Here is an 18,020-nt window from a genome sequence, read left to right as displayed (position 1 = left end):
CATGACCAGTGATGTGAAAGTGAAGACGCAGTTTCGCCATGTGGGCACCCGCCCGGTGCGCCCCGACGGCCTCGATAAAGTGACCGGCCGCGCGAAGTATGGCGCCGACCTCAACCTGCAGGGCCAGGTCTACGGCCACATCGTGCGCAGCCCCCACGCCCACGCGCGGATCAGGTCCATCGACTTCAGCGAGGCAGTGAAGCTGCCCGGCGTGGTCGCCACCATGAGCGCGCAGGACCTGCCCGACCCCGGCGACAAGCTGATCCCCGGCGCCGAGGTGGAGATGAAGCTGAAAAACCTCTCCCCGGTGATCATGGCGCGGGACAAGGTGCTCTACCACAGCCAGGCGGTGGCGGCGGTGGCCGCCACCTCGCCGCGGATCGCCGCCGAGGCGGCGGCGCTGGTGAAGGTCGAGTACGAAGTACTGCCCCACGTGCTCGACATGCACGCGGCGATCCGCGACGACGCGCCCCTGCTGCACGCGGACAATTTTACCGTCGGGCTCAACCCGCCGGCGGAAAAGCCCTCCAACATCTCGGTGCACATCGACATGGCCAAGGGCGATATCGAAAAGGGCTTTGCCGAGGCGGACATCGTGATCGAGCGCACGGTCAAACTGCCCATGTGCCACCAGGCCTACATCGAACCCCACGCCTGCGTGGCGAAGGTGGACGAGAACGGCCGGGTGGATATCTGGTGCACTACCCAGGGCCAGTTCATGGTGCGCATCCTCACTGCCGAAGTGACCGGCATTCCGCAGAAAGACATCAAGGTGACGCCCTCGGAAATCGGCGGCGGCTTTGGCGGCAAGACCACCGTGTACATCGAACCGGTGGCCGCGGTGCTGGCGAAAAAAGCCGGCCGTCCGGTGAAAATCGTCATGAGCCGGGAAGAGGTGTTCCGCGCCTCCGGACCGGTTTCCAACTCGGAAACCCGGGTAAAAATCGGCGCGAAGAAGGACGGCACCATCACCGCCATCGATTCCGACATGCTGATGAACACCGGCGCCTACTCCGCCTCTGCGATGTTCGCCGGGGTGCTGTTCGGCACCGCGCCCTACAAGTGCGAGAACATCCGCAGCGTGGGCCGGGAAATCCTCACCAACACCCCGCGGGTCTGGGCCTACCGCGCCCCCGGCGCACCCCAGGCACTGACTGCGGTGGAGTGCGTGGTCAACGAGATCGCCGCCGAACTGGGCATGGACCCCATCGACCTGCGCCTGCACAACGCGGTGGAGGAGGGCGATATCCCCCTCTACGGCGTGCCCTTCCAGCCGGTCGGCCTGAAGGAGTGCCTGCGCCAGGCCAAGGCGCACCCCAACTACCAGGCGGCGCTCGGCAAGAACCAGGGCCGCGGCGTCGCCTGCGCCTTCTGGATCAACGCCGGCATGCAGTCCAGCGCCAGCATCCACGTGGCCCCGGACGGCGGTATCAGCGTGCAGACCGGCAACCCCGATATCGGCGGTTCCCGTGCCTCCATGGCCCTGATGGCCGCGGAAGTGCTCGGCGTGCCGGTGGAGACCGTGCGCCCCGCGGTAATGGATACCGACTCCATCGGCTACTGCGACGGCACCGGCGGCAGCCGCACCACCCTGGCCACCGGCGGCGCAGTGATCCAGGCCGCAGAGAAACTGGTCGAGGAACTGCGCCGGCGCGCGGCGGCCACCTGGCAGGTGGAGATCGAGGACGTGGTCTGGCTCGACGGCAAGGCGGTGGAGCGCTGCGGCATCGGCATCGACGAACTGATCGAGGGCACCTCGCCGGTAAAGGACGGAGCAAAATCCCTGACCCTGGCGGAACTCGCGGCGACCGCCGGCAACACCGGCGGCCCCCTGACTGCGGTGGCCTCCCTGCACGCCCACAACGCGGCGCCCGCTTTCGCGGTGAACGTCTGCGACGTGGAAGTCGACCCGGAAACCGGCAGGACCACCATCCTGCGCTACACCTGCGCCCAGGACGTCGGCAAGGCAATCCACCCCGCCTACGTGGAAGGGCAGTTGCAGGGCGGCGCGGTGCAGGGCATCGGCTGGGCGCTCAACGAGGAATACCTGTTCGATGAAAACGGCGTCCTCGATAACGCCGGCCTGCTCGATTACCGCATACCGGTGGCCTCGGACCTGCCGATGATCGACACCATCATCGTCGAGGAACCCAACATCATGCACCCCTACGGGGTGCGCGGTGTCGGCGAGGTGCCCATCTGCCCGCCAGTACCCGCCGTGGTCACCGCGGTGAACAACGCCGCCGGCACCCTGCTCTACGACCTGCCCCTGTCGCCGCCGAAACTGCTGGCGGCGATCGACGCGGGCTAACCCGCCCGGAGGGTTTGCCGTGCCGAAGCTGGTACTGTCCAGCGACCTGCAGCGCTTCAGCGACGGCGATCGCGAGATCGACGTCGCCGCGGGCAGTTACCCGGACCTGGTCCGGGAACTGCTCGCGCGCTATCCCGCACTCGGCGAAGAGATCATTCGCCGCCAGTCGCTGGCGATCGACGGCATGATCGTGCACACGCCGATGCTGGAACGTTTTCGCGAGGACAGCCAGCTGGTGTTTGTGGCGCGGATTGCGGGGGGGTAAATATCGGTCGAATTCATAGCCAGAGGCTCGCTTGTGGAGGCGTTCCGTAGTACAGAGGCGTGCAAAACCAATTTACCCTCTGGAAACCGTGAGGCGACAGGACGTCGCCGACCGAGCCTGCACAGGGATGTGCGCTTTTTGGCGTGTTTCCACAGGGTAAATTGGTTTTGTGCGCCGGAGGTCAGGTTCACCACTGAGTGCGCTTGAATCTCCAAACCAGTTCGCCCTGTTGAATTGTTACGATTTTTTCAGCCCATCCCGGTGTTGTTCCCGCTAACATAGGCCACCGGCCCGCCAACAATGCAGGCCAAACGCCGATCCCCTACGTATAAGATGCTATGCCCGCATTGATCAAAAACCTCGTGCTACCCATCGCCGCACTCGCGCTCGCCGCGCTGATTGCCCTTGCCATGGTGAACAGCCGCGCCGAACTGCCGAAACGCGACCGGGAAGAAAACCTGCCGCTGGTGAAAACCGTGCAGGTGGAAACCGGCCCGGTGGCGGTGACCATCCAGTCCCGCGGCGTGGTGACACCGCGCTGGAACACCGAACTGGTCAGCGAAGTCTCCGGCCGGGTCATCTGGGTTTCACCGGATGTGCGCACCGGTGCCGAAGTCAAGGCCGGCCAGGACCTGCTGCGCATCGACCCCATCGACTACGAAGTGGCCGTGACCGACGCGCGCGCGGCGCTGGCCAGCGCGCAACTGGGGCTGGCGGAAGTGAGCGTGGTGCGCAAGGAGGCTGCCATCGAAGAGGCCAAAGCCCAGGTCGAGGCCGCGAAAGCGCGCCTGAAACAGGCCGAGGTCAATCTCGCCAATACCCATATCGCCGCGCCCTTCGACGCGGTGGTCGACAGCAAGCACGCGGACCTCGGCCAGTACGTGCAGGCCGGCAGCCCGGTGCTGTCCCTGCTCGGTATCGAGACGGCCGAAGTGCGCCTGCCGGTGCTGGCCGCCGATGTACCCTACCTGCGCTACGGCAGGAATGCCGGGGACCAGTGGGAGCAGGCCACGCTGACCGCCGAACTGGGTGACGCGAGCCAGAGCTGGCCCGCGCGTCTCGCCCGGCTGGAGCGTCGGGTCGACCCGCAGACCCGCACCTTCTTCGTCGTCGCGGAAGTGGACAATCCCTATGACCTGGCGCGCTACGGAAGGGCGCTGGTGATGGGCCTGTTCGTCGAGGCGCAGTTTACCGGCAACGACATCCCCGACGCGGTGCGCCTGCCGCGCTCGGTGCTGCACAAGGACAACAAGGTGTATGTCGTGCGCGACGGGCGGCTCTACCTGCAACCGGTAGAACTGCTGCGCCGGGAGAAGGACAGCGTAATCCTGCGCGGCCTCGAGTCCGGACAGCGGGTAGTGACCAGCCGCCTCGACCTGGTCGTCGACGGCATGGCCGTGAACGAAGCCGGGCGGGGTTGAGGTGCATACGCCAGTCGAAAAAGGCGTCATCGCGTGGATGGCGAACAACCCGGTTGCCGCCAACCTGCTGATGATCGTGGTCATGCTCGGCGGCCTCGCGGCGATCACCGACCTCACCAAGGAAACTTTTCCCACCTTCGATCCGGAGATGGTCACGGTCACCGTGCCCTATCCCGGGAGTTCGCCGGAAGAGGTCGAGGCAGGCATCCTGCGGGTGGTCGAGGAGGAAGTGCAGGATATCGTCGGGGTGAAGGAAATTTCCTCCGTGGCCACCGAAGGCGTCGGTATCGTCAACGTGCAGATGGAAGTCGGTACGCCGATGGACCAGGCCCTCGCCGAGGTGAAATCCCGCGTGGACGGTATCGCCTCGTTCCCGGTCAACGCCGAGGAGCCGATTGTCGAGCGGATTATCCGCCGCGGCCGGGCGATCAGCGTTACCGTGTTCGGGGATATCGACGAGTTCCAGATGAAGGAACTGGCCGATGACCTGCGCGATGAAATCCTGACCCTGCCCGGCATCAGCCAGGTGGAGATCCAGGGCGTGCGCGAGTACGAGATTTCCATCGAGATTTCCGATCACGCGCTGCGCCGCTACGGGCTGAGTTTCGACAGTGTGGTCAACGCCGTGCGCCAGAATTCCCGCGACCTGCCCGGCGGCCGCCTGCGCACCAGCGAGGGCGCCGTTACCCTGCGCTCGGTCGGCCAGGCCTACAATGCCGGGGACTTTGCCCGCCTGCCGCTGGTCAGCCGCAACGACGGTACCCTGATCACCCTCGGCGACATCGCCACCATCCGCGATGGTTTCGAGGAACAGCCGGTGCTGAGCCGGCTCAACGGCAAGCGCGCCGCAACCCTGCAGGTGGATCGCGTCGGCGAGCAGGACGTTCTCGCCATGACCGACACCCTGCGCCAGTGGGTGCAGGACAAACAGTCCGAATTGCCGCCGGGGGTCGAACTGGCGGCTTGGGCGGACACCAGTGTCATTCTCAAGGGCCGCATCAACCTGATGCTGAAGAGCGCCGCCCAGGGCGCGGTGCTGGTGATGATTACCCTGGCCCTGTTCCTCAATGCCTCGCTGGCCTTCTGGGTGATTCTCGGCGTGCCGTTCTCCTTTCTCGGCGCGCTGGCGACGATTGACCTGCTGGGTGTGGATGTCTCGATCAACGTGATGTCCGTCTTCGGCTTTATCCTGGTACTGGGTATGCTGGTCGACGACGGTATCGTCACCGCAGAGAGCGCCTTCTCCCAGCTCGAGGAGGAACGCCAGGGCGTGGACAGCGTGGTGCGCGGCGTGCGCCGGGTCTCCCTGGCCACCGTGTTCGGGGCGCTGACCACGATGGTGGCATTTACCCCGGCGATGCTGCTGACCGAGGGGATGGGGCGCTTCCTGTCCGTGCTGGTGCCGGTGGTGGTGTTCAGCCTGATGTTCTCGCTGCTGGAAACCAAGCTGATACTGCCGGCGCACCTGAGGCACATTCGCATCGATAACCGGCCGCCCAACATGCGCAGCCCGCTGGGCTGGCTGAAGGCCCTGCAACTGCGTTGCACCGGGGCGATGCAGAGCTTCAGCGAAAACCAGTACCGCGCAATACTGGAAAAGGCCGTGGAGTACCGCTACCTGACCCTGGCGACCTTCCTCGGCGGCCTGGTGGTGTGCCTGGCGCTGATTCCCTCGGGCATGGTGCGCTACGTGTTCTTCCCCAGTGTGCCGTCAAACTTCGTCGGTGCCGAACTGAAGATGCCCAGTGGCACGCCCTGGCGGACCACCCACGAATACGCCCTGCGTATCGAGGATGCGGTGCAGGTCATGGACAGCCGCTACCAGCGCGAGACCGGCACCAACAAAAGTGTGGTCAAGGAAATCATGACCATGTCCACCAGTGATACCGAGGCCAATATCGAGGTGGAACTGGTGCCCAGTACCGAGCGCTCGGTGGACTCGGTGCGCCTGTCGATGTGGCTGCGCGAGGCCCTCGGTGAATTGAGCGGCGTGCAGTCGCTGGTGTTCGACGCCAACGCGGGTCCGGGCATTTCACCGGTGGATTTCGAGCTGACCGGCACCGAACTCGACGAACTGCGCGCCGCGGCCAGCGAACTGCGCCAGGTACTGCTGGAATTCGACGGCGTCTCCGACGTGCGCGATACCTTCGACGCCGGCGGCCCAGAGCTGGATATTCGCGTGACGCCGGAGGGCGATGCCCTCGGCCTCGGCCAGGTCGAGTTGGCGCGCCAGGTGCGCCAGGCCTTCTTTGGCGCCGAGGTACAGCGGGTGCAGCGCGGGCGTCACGAAATCCGCGTCTATGTGCGCCTGCCGGAAAGTCACCGCGAGTCCCTGGAGGCCCTGCACTCCCTGTGGATCGACGTACCGGGGCGCGGCAAGGTGCCCTTCGATGTCGTCGGTACCGCGGTGGAGCGCACCGGGGTCAGCGAGATCAACCGTTTCAACCGGCAGCGCGTGGTCAACGTGCGGGCGGATGTCGACAAGAGCCGTATCGAACCCGGCGAGGTCAACGGGGAGATTGCCCAGCTGCACCTGCCGGAGATTCTCAAGCGGCACCCGGGGGTGAGTTACCGGCTGGCCGGCGAGGCGGAAGCGCAGGCGGATTCCTCCAGCTCCCTCGGCCTCGGTTTCATGGCGATCCTGGTGATGATCTACGCCGCGCTGGCGATTCCGCTGCGCAGCTACGGCCAGCCGCTGATCATCATGGCGGTGATTCCCTTTGGACTGGTGGGCGCGGTGCTCGGTCACCTGATACTCAGTAACCCGGTCAGCGTGCTATCGGTCGTGGGCATGATCGGCCTCACCGGTATCGTGGTGAACGACAGCCTGGTGCTGGTCGACCACATCAACCACCGGCTGCGCGACCGCGGCGAATTCTGGCAGGACGCGGTGATCAACGGCGCCGTCAAGCGCTTCCGCGCTGTGGTGCTGACCTCGCTGACCACCTTCATGGGCCTGTTGCCGATCCAGCTGGAGACCGCGATCCAGGCCCAGTTCGTCAAGCCGATGGCGATCTCGGTGGCCTTCGGCGTGCTCTTCGCGACCTTCGTCACCCTGCTGCTGGTGCCGGTCATGTACTACCTCGGCCGGGATATCCGCCGGATCGCGGGCAAGCCCGATGATTCCGCGGAGCAGGCGCCGGAGGCTATTGGCTGAAGCGCCTGGTGCGCTCGGCGACCAGGTCCCTGAACTCCGGGCGCCAATCCAGGTTGTGTCGGGCGAGAAACTCGCGCACCCCGGGGCTGGCCAGCAGTTCGTCGATTACCTTGATGGTGCCGGCAAATTCGTCCGGGTCGTGGGTGAGCTTCAATTGCCGGATGTGGGCGCCCTGGATGGAGGAAAACAGGTTGCGCAGGATCAGCCCGTAGAGGAACTGTTCCCTTGCGTCGAGCTGGTCCAGGCCGGGGGCGCCCTTGAGGAACAGCGCACTGAGTTCCGGGTGCAGGAGCAGCAGCTCCCGCGAGCGGTTGCCGGCCTCGACATTGCGCTCGAAGGCGGCCAGCCGGTTGTTCTCGATATTCTGGGCGATCATGTGGGTGTTCTGGCGGATCTGCACCGCGAGGTAGACCAGCGAGACAAAGATCGCGGCGGCGCCAATCAACTCCGCGCTGGCGCCCAGCGCTTCCCAGTTTACCTGCATAGTTTGCCCGCCTGCCGTGTTCAGATGACGCGGTAAGTATAAGACCTGTAACGGGCGCCGGCCCAATGGCATGCTGCGGGCCGGCGCAGGCGGGACTGAACCGGGTCTCAGGACAGGAAGTTGAACCCGCCGCTGGCCTCGATCACCTGGCCGGTGACCCAGCCGCCGTCGGGCGAGGCGAGGGCGTAGACGATGCCCGCGATGTCCTCCGGTTGGCCGAAGCGGCCGAGCAGGGTGTTGCCCTCGATCTGCTGGCGAATTTCCGGGTCGTTCATCTCGTGCTCGTTGGCGTCGGTGGCGTTGAAGCCGGGACACACGGAATTGACCGGAATGCCGCGCGGCCCCAGCTCCTTGGCCAGGACCTTGGTAAACATGTCCAGCGCCGCCTTGCTCATGCTGTAGACGACGAAATCCTTGCCCGCCAGGCGCGACGCGGCGGAGGAAATGTTGATGACCCTGCCGCCGTCGCGCAGCTGCGGCAGCAGTGCCTGGGTAAGGAAGAAGGGCACGCGAACATTGTTGTTGAAGGTGTGGTCGTAGACCTCCGGCGTTGTCATCGGGATTCCACCGTAGACGCCGCCGCCGATATTGTTGACCAGGATGTCGAGGCCGTCGCTGCCGGTGGCCTCGCGCAGGGTGGCGGTCACACTGGCGGCGAAACGGCTGATCGAGTCGTCATCCTCCAGCGGCGCCTGGATGGCGATGGCCCGGCCGCCGCGAGCATCCACACCTGCGACCACTGCCTCGGCGGCGCTACTGCTGCTGATGTAGTTGAACAGCACGAGCGCGCCCTCGTCGGCCAGTCGCTCCACCATGGCCTTGCCCAGCCCGCGCGCACCGCCGGTGACCAGCGCGGTTTTGCCTGCCAGCGTTTTTGTCATAGCAATTTCCTGTTGTTATTCGAGTCAATCGTACCTGGGGATAGGTGAAGTCCCAGTATGGCACCGGCGCGCCTGCGGCGGAAAAACAGGCGTTGTGCCGGGCAGCTGCGCGCGGTGCAATGCTCGCAGCGCTCCGGCGGGGGACGCTCAGAACCCGAGGTCGAGAATCGGGCCGTCGAAATTGCCGCCCAGTTTCTGGATCGCCGCTGCCAGCTTGTCCTGCGGTACATCACCGAGATAGCCGTCGATGATGCGCTGGTAGTTGCTCAGCAGACCCTCGATCTGCGGCGACAGGCGCATGAAGTCGAAGCCTTCGGCATGGCAGCCTTTCTGCTGGGTGGGGATGTTGGCGTAATCCTGCTGGGGAATGGGGGGGAAGTCCTTGCTGTCGTATGGCAGGAAGGTGGGCTCCATCGGCGGTTCCGGCTCTTCGCCCTCGGGGTAGTGGGTCAGGGACCAGATCTCAAACAGGCATTCCTCGGGCCCCAGCGGGCGAATACGGTAGGAGGACATGCTGGTGAAAGTCGGCAGCAGGAAGTAGTGGGGGAAAAGGAATTCCACCGCCTGTACCGGGTTGTTCTGCATGACCTCGAGCAGGTTGGGGACCGGTTCGCCGCGGGCCTGCAGCTGTTCGGTGATTTGCGCGGCCACCGCCCCGTACCAGGTCATCATGGCCTGCTCGGGATTATCGGGCAGTTCCATGCCGACCAACTGGCGGGCAATCTCCACTTCCTTGGCGTGGACCATGCCGGCCATGCCTTCGCTGAGCAGTTCCATGCCCTTGAAGGCCTGCTCGATGTTCTGGCGCACGGTCAGGTTGGGATTGATCGGCGAACCGATGCCGCCGGTGTCGTGGCCGTAGCGGGTGTTGTACAGCGCCGGCTGGGCGCGCTGCAGCTGCGGGTGGGTGCGCATGACATGGTAGCCCTCCTGGAATGCCTCCATGGCGATCTTCCAGTTGGCGGGTAGTACCGTGGCGAACCACCATTCGGAGCGCATGTTGCTCATGCCGCGCGCTTCCAGGTTGTCGGCCACCGGGCCGATGGTCTCACGGAAGGAGGGTGCGTTGTCATCGAAATTGATGAAAGCGCAGCCGCCCCAGGTCTCCACCCGGCAGGGGCGCAGGGCCAGTTCCTGTGGTTCCAGCTGTTTCTCATCGAACAGGTGGCGGCCATAGACGAACGTATTCTCACCGTCGATGTTCCAGCGCCAGCCGTGGAAGGGGCAGATAAAGCCTTCGCTGCGGCAGTTGCCGTGTTCGCCTTCAGTCACCGGCACGCCGCGGTGGCGACAGGCGTTGTGGAAGGCCTTCACGCCGTCATTGGTGCGCACCACGATGACTGACTTGCCGACGTTGGTGTACTGCACCCAGTCACCCACGTTGGGAATCTGTTCCAGCCGGCAAGCCATCTGCCAGGCATGCGGCCAGAGCTTTTCGCACTCCAGTCGGTAAAAATCCTCGTCGTAATAGCGCGGCGTGGGAATCTGCGCCGGGTCGGTAATCTGGAAGGGCACGGGATTGGGAATGTCGATCGGCTTGTTCATCGCGGGTACCACGGCTGGTTGCTGTTATTCAGGTCGAATGACATTACCCCATACGGTGTAGGGGCATCAAGGGCGCTGGATTACAGTTTGTATAGGCTGACGAGCGAAGGGCGCAGGGCTGTCGCGTTCGGGGTTCAGTCCACCTCGACGTAAACCTCGCCGTTTTCGACGGTGACGGGGAAGGTGCGCAGCGCCTTTTCCCCGCGCACCGCGTTCAGCACCTGGACGCCCGGGGGGAAGTTCGCCCACTGGACCACCGCCCCGGTGCGGATGTCAAAACAGGCCCGGTGGAAAGGGCACTGGACCTGGGCGCCGTCGATCAATTTGCCCTTGGCCAGCGGTGCGAACACATGGGTGCAGTTGTGCTGGGTGGCGAAGAAGCCGTCTTCCAGGTGAAAGACAATGACCCTGGTGTCACCCACCCGGTAAACACCTCGTTCGCCAATGGGTATGTCCTCAACGTGGCAGACCGGGAATTTGGCCATTGTCGCTGCGCTCCTGTTATGTCGTTGTAGGGCCTGTACCACTCGCCCGCGCGGGTTCGCGATACCGCCTTAATCCTCCACGTCTACCGCTGTCACGTCAATTGCTTCAAGCCGGTTGCAGGCGGCTGGCCCTGAAGTGCACCGCCATGCCTGAAGTATGGAAACGGCATTCGTGCGCCCGGCCAAGCCTGCTGCCACAGGTCATTAAAGGGCGGGTGGCATTACTTTCCGGCAGCGGCGGGGCGGCTTCGCAATCTGCACTTCGCACGCGCATTGCAGTTCCCGGCAGGCGCCAGTGGCGTGGACTATAGTTAGTCACAAATTAGACAGGTCCGGGCCGCTGGTCCCGCCCAGGGGGTTTGATGCACAACTGGAAAATCGTAACGGTGGCAATGCTTTTGCCGCTGGCTATCGCCGGCTGTGACCGCGGCTCGCAGGAGAAAACGGCAGGTCCCTCGGCCGACACGGCGGTGGTCCTTGCCGCCGACCAGGTCGGCACGGTCGCAACCCGCACGGTGAACCCCACCTTCGAGCTTACCGGTATTACTGCGGCCTACCAGTCCGCCCGGGTCAAGCCGCAGGTGCAGGCACGCCTGCTTGCCAACCACTTCGCCGGGGGTGAACAGGTGGCGGAAGGACAGCTGCTGGTCGAACTCGATCCCGCCAGTTTCGAGGCATCACTCGCCGCCGCCAAAGCCCAGCTGGAGTCCGCCCAGGCAGCCAGTACCCAGGCGGTGGCCAACTGGAAGCGGGCCGAGGAACTGAAACCTGACGGCTTTATTTCCGAGCTGGACTACGACCAGGCCAAGGCCAGCTTCAGCAGCGCCGGGGCGGCGGTATCCGAGGCCGAGGCGGCACTGCAGAAGGCCCAGCTGAATCTCGACCGCACCCGCATTGTCGCCCCCTTCAGCGGCCGCATCAGCCCTCCCGGCCACGCGGTGGGGGACCTGGTGGGACCGCTTTCGGTCAACCCGCTGTTCGAACTGGTGCAACTGGACCCGATGTATGTCGACGGTGCGGTCGAACAGGGCAAGTACAACCACTTTGTCCTGCTGCGCAAAAAGCTCGACGCCGAGGGCGTCGATGTGCCCGAACTCAAGGTCAGTATCCAGCTCACGGGCGGCGAGGAATACCCCTACAGCGGCAAGTTCCAGTCCTGGGACCACAGCGCCAAGGCTGCCCCGGGGATGATCGTCGGCCGGACCCTGTTTCCCAACCCCGACCAGATCCTGCTGCCCGGACAGAACGTGATTGTCAGGGGTGAGGCGATCGAGGCAGTCACCGCTGTGTTCGTCCCCCAGCGCGCGGTGTTACAGGACCAGCAGGGCCACTACGTGATTGCGGTCGGCGACGACGGCGTCCTCGTGCGGCGCAATATCGAGGTGGGTATCCGCGACGGCGCCGACTGGTCGGTTTACAAGGGGCTGGAGGAAGGCGACCGGGTGGTGGTGCGCGGCGCCGATCGCCTGGCCCCGGGGACGCGGGTCCGGATTGTCGACGACACGCAGTGAGCACATCCCGTGACACTGGATTGAGGCCACACCCATGAGTCCCAGTTTTTTCATCCGCCGGCCGCGCTTCGCCCTGGTCATCTCCGCCCTGATTACCCTGCTCGGGGTGCTCGCCGGGCTGGTGATGCCGATCGACCAGTACCCGGATATTTCCGCGCCCAAGGTGGTGGTCCGCGCCAATTATCCGGGCGCCAGTGCCGAGACGGTGAAGGAAGCCGTGGCCGCCCCCATCGAGGACGAAGTGAACGGCGCCGAGGGCATGGTCTACATGTCTTCGAAGGCCGCCAGCGATGGCAGCTACACCCTGACGATAACCTTCGATATAGACACCGACCCCTCCATGGCCCAGGTGGACGTGCAGAACCGGGTCGCCCTGGCCGAGCCGCGGCTGCCCGCGGAAGTGCGCCAGCGCGGGGTGCGGGTCAAGAAGCGCTCGCCGGACATGCTGATGGTGGTGAACCTGCTGTCGCCGGACGGGCGCTTTGACGGCATCTTCCTGTCCAACTATGCCAGCCTCAATGTCACCGGCGAGCTGGCGCGCATCCCCGGGGTTAGCGAGGCCAGTATTATCGGCGCGCTGGACTACGGCATGCGCATCTGGCTCGACCCGCTCAAGCTCAACGCCCACCAGATCAGCGTCGACCAGGTGCTGGCGGCGGTGAAGGAGCAGAACGTGCAGGCCGCCGTCGGCCAGCTCGGCGGGCCGCCCAATCCGGATTCCACCCAGTTCCAGTACGTGTTGAAGACCCAGGGCCGGCTGTCCAGCGTCGAGGAATTCGGCAATATCATCCTGCGCAGTGACGAACAGGGTTCCCAGTTGCGGCTGGCGGATGTGGCGCGGCTGGAACTCGGCGCCCAGGCCTATGTCGGCTACGGCGAGTACAACAACCAGCCGGGGGTGGTGCTGGCGGTGTACAAGCTCTCCGAGGCCAACGCGCTGGAAACCGCGGAACAGGTGCGCGAGCGCATGGAGGAATTGAAGGCCTACTTCCCCGAGGGCCTCGACTACGCCATCGGCCACGACACCACGCTGTTCATCGAGGCCTCGCTGGAGGAAACCCTGCTGACCCTGGTGTTCACCATGGTGCTGGTGATCCTGGTGACCTACCTCTTCCTCGGCAACCTGCGCGCCACCCTGGTGCCGACCATCGCGGTTCCGGTGGCGATCATCGGTACGCTCGCGGTGCTGCACGCTTTTGGCATGACCATCAACACAGTGACCCTGTTCGCGATGATCCTGTCCATCGGCGTGGTGGTCGACGACGCCATACTGGTGGTGGAAAACGTCGAGCGGCTGATGCACGACGAGCACCTCGAGCCGCGCGCGGCCACCGAGAAAGCCATGCAGCAGGTGGCCGCCCCCATCGTGGCGACCTCCCTGGTGCTGGCGGCGGTGTTCGCGCCGACCATGCTGCTGCCGGGCATCACCGGGCAGATGTTCGCCCAGTTCGGCGCCACGCTGGTGGTGTCGGTAGTGATTTCCGCCATCAACGCCCTCAGCCTCAGCCCGGCTCTGTGTGTCATCTTCATGAAGTCCGGCGAGCACAAGCCCAACCCGGTGATCCGGGTATTCAACGCGGGCTTTGCGCTGGTTTCCCGGGGCTATGTGGCGCTGGTCGCTTTCCTTGCCCGGCACCTGGCCCTGAGTTGCGTGCTGATCGCCGGCCTGTTCGTGGCCCTCTACCTGCTCTACCGGGTGGTGCCGTCGAGTTTCATTCCCCAGGAAGACAAGGGCTTCTTCATGGTGGATGTGCAGTTGCCCGCGGCCTCCTCCCTCAACCGCACCGGGGAGGTGATGGACCGGATCTACCAGCTGGTGGCGGACGACCCGGCGGTGGAACGGGTACTCACCGTCAACGGCTACAGCCTGCTCAACGCCGCGCTGCAGTCCAACGCCGGCATGCTGATCGTCAAGCTCAAACCCTGGAGTGAGCGCAAATCCCCGGCCATGCACCAGTTCGCGCTGCAGAAGAAGTACCAGGCGGAGATCGCCGCGCTCGGCGAGGCCCAGGCCGTGGTGTTCGGCGCCCCGGCGATTCCGGGCCTCGGCGCGGTGGCCGGTTTCTCCTACGTGCTCGAGGACACCCAGGCCCGCGGCGCGAGTGCGATGGCGGAGATGAAGACCACACTCCTGCGCGAGGCCAATGCGCGGCCGGAAATCGCCGGCGCCTTCTCCACCTTCCGCGCGGACTACCCGCAGATCTGGCTGGAGGTGGACCGGGTGCGGGCCAAGGCGCTGGGCGTTTCGGTGAGCGATATCTTCCTCACCCTGCAGACCCAGCTCGGCGGCTTCTACATCAACGATTTCAACCTCTTCGGCAAGACCTACCGGGTAATGGCCCAGGCCGAGGCGGAGTACCGGCAGGACGAGGCCGATCTCGGCAATCTCTACGTGCCCGGCAAGGGCGGGGAAATGGTCGCGCTGTCCGCGCTGGTGTCGACCCGCGCGGTGCAGGGGGCAGACGTCCTCTACCGCTATAACACCTACGACTCGGCCGTCGTCAACGGCCAGCCGGCGCCGGGCTACAGCTCCGGGCAGGCAATGGACGCGCTGGAGGAGGTCTCGGCCAGTACCCTGTTGCCGGGCTTCAAGTTCGACTGGACCGATTCCAGTTTCGAGGAGCGCAAATCCGGCAACCTGGCACCCATCGCCCTCGGCCTTTCACTGGTCTTCACCTTCCTGTTCCTGGCGGCGCTCTACGAGTCCTTCAGCATGCCGATCGCGATCATCCTCTCGGTGCCGGTGGCTATACTCGGTGCGCTGCTGGCGCTGGCGATAGGCGGCGAACCGCTCAGCCTCTACGGGCAGATTGGTATGGTGCTGCTGGTGGGCCTGGCGGCCAAGGTCGCCATCCTGATCGTCGAGTTCGCCAAGTCACTGCGGGAAAACGATGCCATGGACCTGCAGGCGGCGACCGTGGAGGCCGCGCGGCTGCGCTTCCGCCCGGTGATGATGACCGGGCTCTCTTTCGTGGTCGGGGTATTCCCGCTGGTGATCGCCTCCGGCGCCGGCGCTGCCAGCCGGGTATCGCTGGGCCTGGCGATTTTCGGCGGTACCCTGATGGCGTCGGTGGGCGGCACGATCCTGGTCCCGGTTTTCTTCAAGCTGGTGCAGACCCTGCGGGAGAAATTCCACGGCGGTCGCACCCTGCCGCCGGAGTAGGGAGAGGGAGCAGTAAGCAGGGGTTTAAAAGAAAAAAGGGGTCAGAGTCGTGACCCTGCCCCCTTTTTTCTTTTAAACCCTTTTCCCCCGCCCCAGACCAGGGCGGTTGTAATGCAGAAACTACAAAGTATAATTTTATAATTCCCGCTCCGATCCCGACCCCCGCGATCGAAGCTGCACTGACCAAAAACATAACAGGTACCAGCAGGCCCCGCGGATAGTGCGTGCGGGCCCGCCGGTCGGCATAAAAGGAATCCACCGTGCGGCACGGCTTGTTTATAGCGCCCTATCACGATGTCACTGAAAGCCCCACCATCGCCCTGCGCCGCGATGTCGAGATCGTCGAATGGGTCGAGAAGCTGGGTTTCGCCGAAGCCTGGTTCGGTGAACACCACTCCACCGGCTGGGAAACCATCTGTTCGCCGGAACTGATGATCGCCGCGGCCGCCGAGCGCACCAGTCGCATCCGCCTGGGCACCGGCGTCGTCTCCATGCCCTACCACAACCCGCTGATGGTGGTGAACCGCATACTCCAACTCGACCACATGACCTTGGGCCGCACGATGTTCGGCATTGGGCCCGGCCTGCTGCCCACCGATGCCGACATGATCGGTGTGGAGGTGAAAAGCCTGCGGGAAAAACTGACCGAAGTGGCGGAGATCCTCGTACCGCTGCTGATGGGCGAGGAAGTGACCCACGAGACTTCCTGGTACAAGCTGAACAAGGCCCGCGCCCACATCCTGCCCTATACCCAGCCGCACCCGGAAATTGCCTGCGCCAGCGCGGTGACGCCCTCCGGCGGTATGCTGGCGGGCAAACACGGTTTCGGTATGCTCTGCGTCGCGGCGACCGAGAGCGCGGGCTTCGATGTGCTGGACGAGAACTGGAAAATAGCCCGGCAGATCGCCGCCGAACACGGCAAGACCATGGACCCGCAGAAATTGCGCCTGGTGGTGCCGATGCACCTGGCGAATTCCCGCGAACAGGCGCGCCGGGACGTGGAGTACGGCCTGTCCCGGTGGGTGGAATACTTCGACCGCGTGGCGCCGGCGGGCATGCGCGGCATGTCCAGTGGCGACCCGGTGGACACCCTGGTCAATTCGGGCCGGGCGGTGATCGGTACCCCGGCGGATGCAATCGCCATGATCGAGAAGCTGCAGGCCAAGCAGGGCGAGTTCGGTGTGGTCCTGCTGCAGGCGCACAACTGGGCGGACTGGGAGGAGACCCGCAAGAGTTACGAGCTTTACGCCCGCTTCGTCATGCCCCATTTCGCGGGCACCAACCGCAATCGGCAGGACTCCTACGACGACCTCGGCAACGCCATCGATCGCCTCGAGTCCGAGCGGCAGAAAGGTGCCGACGCGGCCTTCAGGAAGTGGGAAGAGCAGACCGGTCGCAAGGCGGAGTGAGCGCGATGCCCGAACAGACGGAACAGGAGACGACGCTGCAAGCGGGGGCCAGCCTGGAACTGCCCTGGCTGGCGATGGACGAGGACGCGTTTTCCGTGGACCCCTTCCCCCACTTCGCCCGGGCGCGGGCGCAGCATCCCTGGCTCGCCCGCTGGCCCCTCGGCTACGTGGTCACCGATTACCAGGCGATGCGCGACCTGTTCGCCAGGGAAGACGACATGCGCATGATGTACGACGGCATCGTCGAGATCATGGACGCGAAAGGTACCCCCTGGGGCAATTTCCAGGAGCGCCACATGCTGAGTATCTCCGGGCCGCCGCACCAGCGCCTGCGCGACGTGCTGGCGCCGTCCTTTACGCCGCGGCGGGCCAACGAAAAGCGCGAGTTGATGCGCGAGGTGATCGGCGAGTTGCTCGACGAGTGGCTGCCCAGGGGCGCTTTCGATTTCGAGGAGTTCGCGTCCTGGTTCCCGATCACGGTGATGTGCCGGTTGATCGGCGCCTCTCCCGCTGTCATCCCCGGGCTGCGCGACGCCATGGAGGCGATCGGCCTGTCCACCAGCATGGACAAACGCTGGCTGCCGGCGATGCAGGAAGGTGTCATCACCATGGAGAAATTCGCCGACGAACTGATTGCCGAACGCCGCGCCAGCCCGGGCGGGGCTCGGGAGCCGGACCTGCTGGACCTGCTGCTGGAAACCAATGCGCGGGGTGAACTCAGCGACCGGGAACTGGCCGATCTGCTGATCTTCCTGTTTGTCGCCGGCTACGACACCTCGAAAAACATGCTCACGCTCACCTTCTGGGAACTGCTGAGCCGGCCGGAGATGTACCAGCGTTGCGCGCAGGATTACGACTATGCGCGCAAGGTGGTCGAGGAGACCTTCCGCTTCCACAGCACGACCTCCAACCAGCGGGTGCTGAACCGGGATATTGCCTACCGCGGCGTGGTGCTGGAGAAAGATTCGATTGTCTGGTTCCCGCTGAGCGTGGCCACCCGGGACGAGCGCTACGCTGCGGATGCGGACCGCTTCAACCCGGAGCGCGAGACGCAGCACCGGCATATCGCCTTTGGCCTGGGGCCACATATCTGCCTCGGGCAGTACATCGCCCGCTTCCAGATCCACGAGGGCCTGCACGAAATCGCCCGGCGCATGCGCAATCCGCGCTCACCCGGTCCACTGGGCTACCGGCCGTTCCCCGGAACCTGGGGCCTGCGCGGCCTGCCGATCGAGTTCGATACGGAATAAAGAAAAGTCGGAGTCGGAGTGACCAACGGGGTCAGAGTCAACGACTCTGACCCCATTCCGTGCGTACCACTAACCCTGAATCGAAGTGAGGTGGAGGCGGAGCGACTAATGGGGCCAGAGTCTTTGACTCTGGCCCCG

Annotated in this window: 12 protein-coding genes; 8 read left to right on the top strand and 4 right to left on the bottom strand. The window is 64.8% G+C overall.

Translation table 11 applies throughout. The features are described from left to right. Position 1: 1 nt before the first annotated feature. From ACNKU3_RS19215 to ACNKU3_RS19200, 4 genes are all read left to right on the top strand, one after another. Positions 2-2,311, top strand: a complete 2,310-nt coding sequence (locus tag ACNKU3_RS19215) for a xanthine dehydrogenase family protein molybdopterin-binding subunit (RefSeq protein ID WP_418261187.1) — start codon at positions 2-4, stop codon at positions 2,309-2,311. Between the two features lie 19 nt (positions 2,312-2,330). Next, positions 2,331-2,576 (top strand): hypothetical protein, encoded by a 246-nt coding sequence (locus ACNKU3_RS19210; protein ID WP_418261186.1) that lies wholly within the window; start codon positions 2,331-2,333, stop codon positions 2,574-2,576. A gap of 338 nt (positions 2,577-2,914) precedes the next feature. Continuing rightward, positions 2,915-3,997 (top strand): efflux RND transporter periplasmic adaptor subunit, encoded by a 1,083-nt coding sequence (locus tag ACNKU3_RS19205; RefSeq protein WP_418261185.1) that lies wholly within the window; start codon positions 2,915-2,917, stop codon positions 3,995-3,997. A 1-nt stretch (position 3,998) separates the two neighbouring features. Further along, the gene (locus tag ACNKU3_RS19200) at positions 3,999-7,154 is read left to right on the top strand and encodes an efflux RND transporter permease subunit (protein ID WP_418261184.1); all 3,156 of its coding nucleotides are present in this window, start codon (positions 3,999-4,001) and stop codon (positions 7,152-7,154) included. On the opposite strand, the gene ACNKU3_RS19195 is transcribed toward ACNKU3_RS19200, so the two are convergent. The 4 genes from ACNKU3_RS19195 to ACNKU3_RS19180 form a co-directional block, all read right to left on the bottom strand. Continuing rightward, complete coding sequence (locus tag ACNKU3_RS19195) at positions 7,144-7,638, bottom strand: hypothetical protein (RefSeq protein ID WP_418261183.1); 495 nt, start codon at positions 7,636-7,638, stop codon at positions 7,144-7,146. The two genes, ACNKU3_RS19200 and ACNKU3_RS19195, sit on opposite strands and share 11 nt — an antisense overlap. A gap of 107 nt (positions 7,639-7,745) precedes the next feature. Then, positions 7,746-8,519 carry an SDR family NAD(P)-dependent oxidoreductase gene (locus tag ACNKU3_RS19190; protein WP_418261182.1) on the bottom strand — a complete coding sequence of 258 codons (774 nt, stop codon included), beginning with the start codon at positions 8,517-8,519 and terminating at the stop codon, positions 7,746-7,748. A 147-nt stretch (positions 8,520-8,666) separates the two neighbouring features. Continuing rightward, positions 8,667-10,064, bottom strand: coding sequence for an aromatic ring-hydroxylating oxygenase subunit alpha (locus ACNKU3_RS19185; protein WP_418261181.1), 1,398 nt, complete (start codon positions 10,062-10,064; stop codon positions 8,667-8,669). A gap of 134 nt (positions 10,065-10,198) precedes the next feature. Beyond that, entirely contained in the window at positions 10,199-10,549 is a 351-nt protein-coding gene (locus ACNKU3_RS19180; protein ID WP_418261180.1) for a Rieske (2Fe-2S) protein, read from the bottom strand. A gap of 362 nt (positions 10,550-10,911) precedes the next feature. Here ACNKU3_RS19180 and ACNKU3_RS19175 point away from each other — a divergent pair, with 362 nt between their 5' ends. The 4 genes from ACNKU3_RS19175 to ACNKU3_RS19160 all read left to right on the top strand — a co-directional run bounded on the left by ACNKU3_RS19175 (position 10,912) and on the right by ACNKU3_RS19160 (position 17,882). Beyond that, positions 10,912-12,060: an efflux RND transporter periplasmic adaptor subunit gene (locus ACNKU3_RS19175; RefSeq protein WP_418261179.1), complete on the top strand. Its 1,149-nt coding sequence runs from the start codon at positions 10,912-10,914 to the stop codon at positions 12,058-12,060. Positions 12,061-12,094: 34 nt separating this feature from the next. Then, a complete protein-coding gene (locus ACNKU3_RS19170) occupies positions 12,095-15,223 on the top strand; it encodes an efflux RND transporter permease subunit (RefSeq protein WP_418261178.1) in 3,129 nt (1,042 codons plus the stop codon). A 260-nt stretch (positions 15,224-15,483) separates the two neighbouring features. Continuing rightward, positions 15,484-16,632, top strand: a complete 1,149-nt coding sequence (locus tag ACNKU3_RS19165; RefSeq protein WP_418261177.1) for an LLM class flavin-dependent oxidoreductase — start codon at positions 15,484-15,486, stop codon at positions 16,630-16,632. Between the two features lie 5 nt (positions 16,633-16,637). Further along, positions 16,638-17,882, top strand: coding sequence for a cytochrome P450 (locus ACNKU3_RS19160; protein ID WP_418261176.1), 1,245 nt, complete (start codon positions 16,638-16,640; stop codon positions 17,880-17,882). Positions 17,883-18,020 lie beyond the last annotated feature (138 nt).

Source organism: Haliea sp. E17, assembly GCF_048323675.1.
Classification (GTDB): Bacteria; Pseudomonadota; Gammaproteobacteria; order Pseudomonadales; family Halieaceae; genus Mangrovimicrobium.
This window is presented reverse-complemented; position numbering and strand designations above follow the sequence as displayed.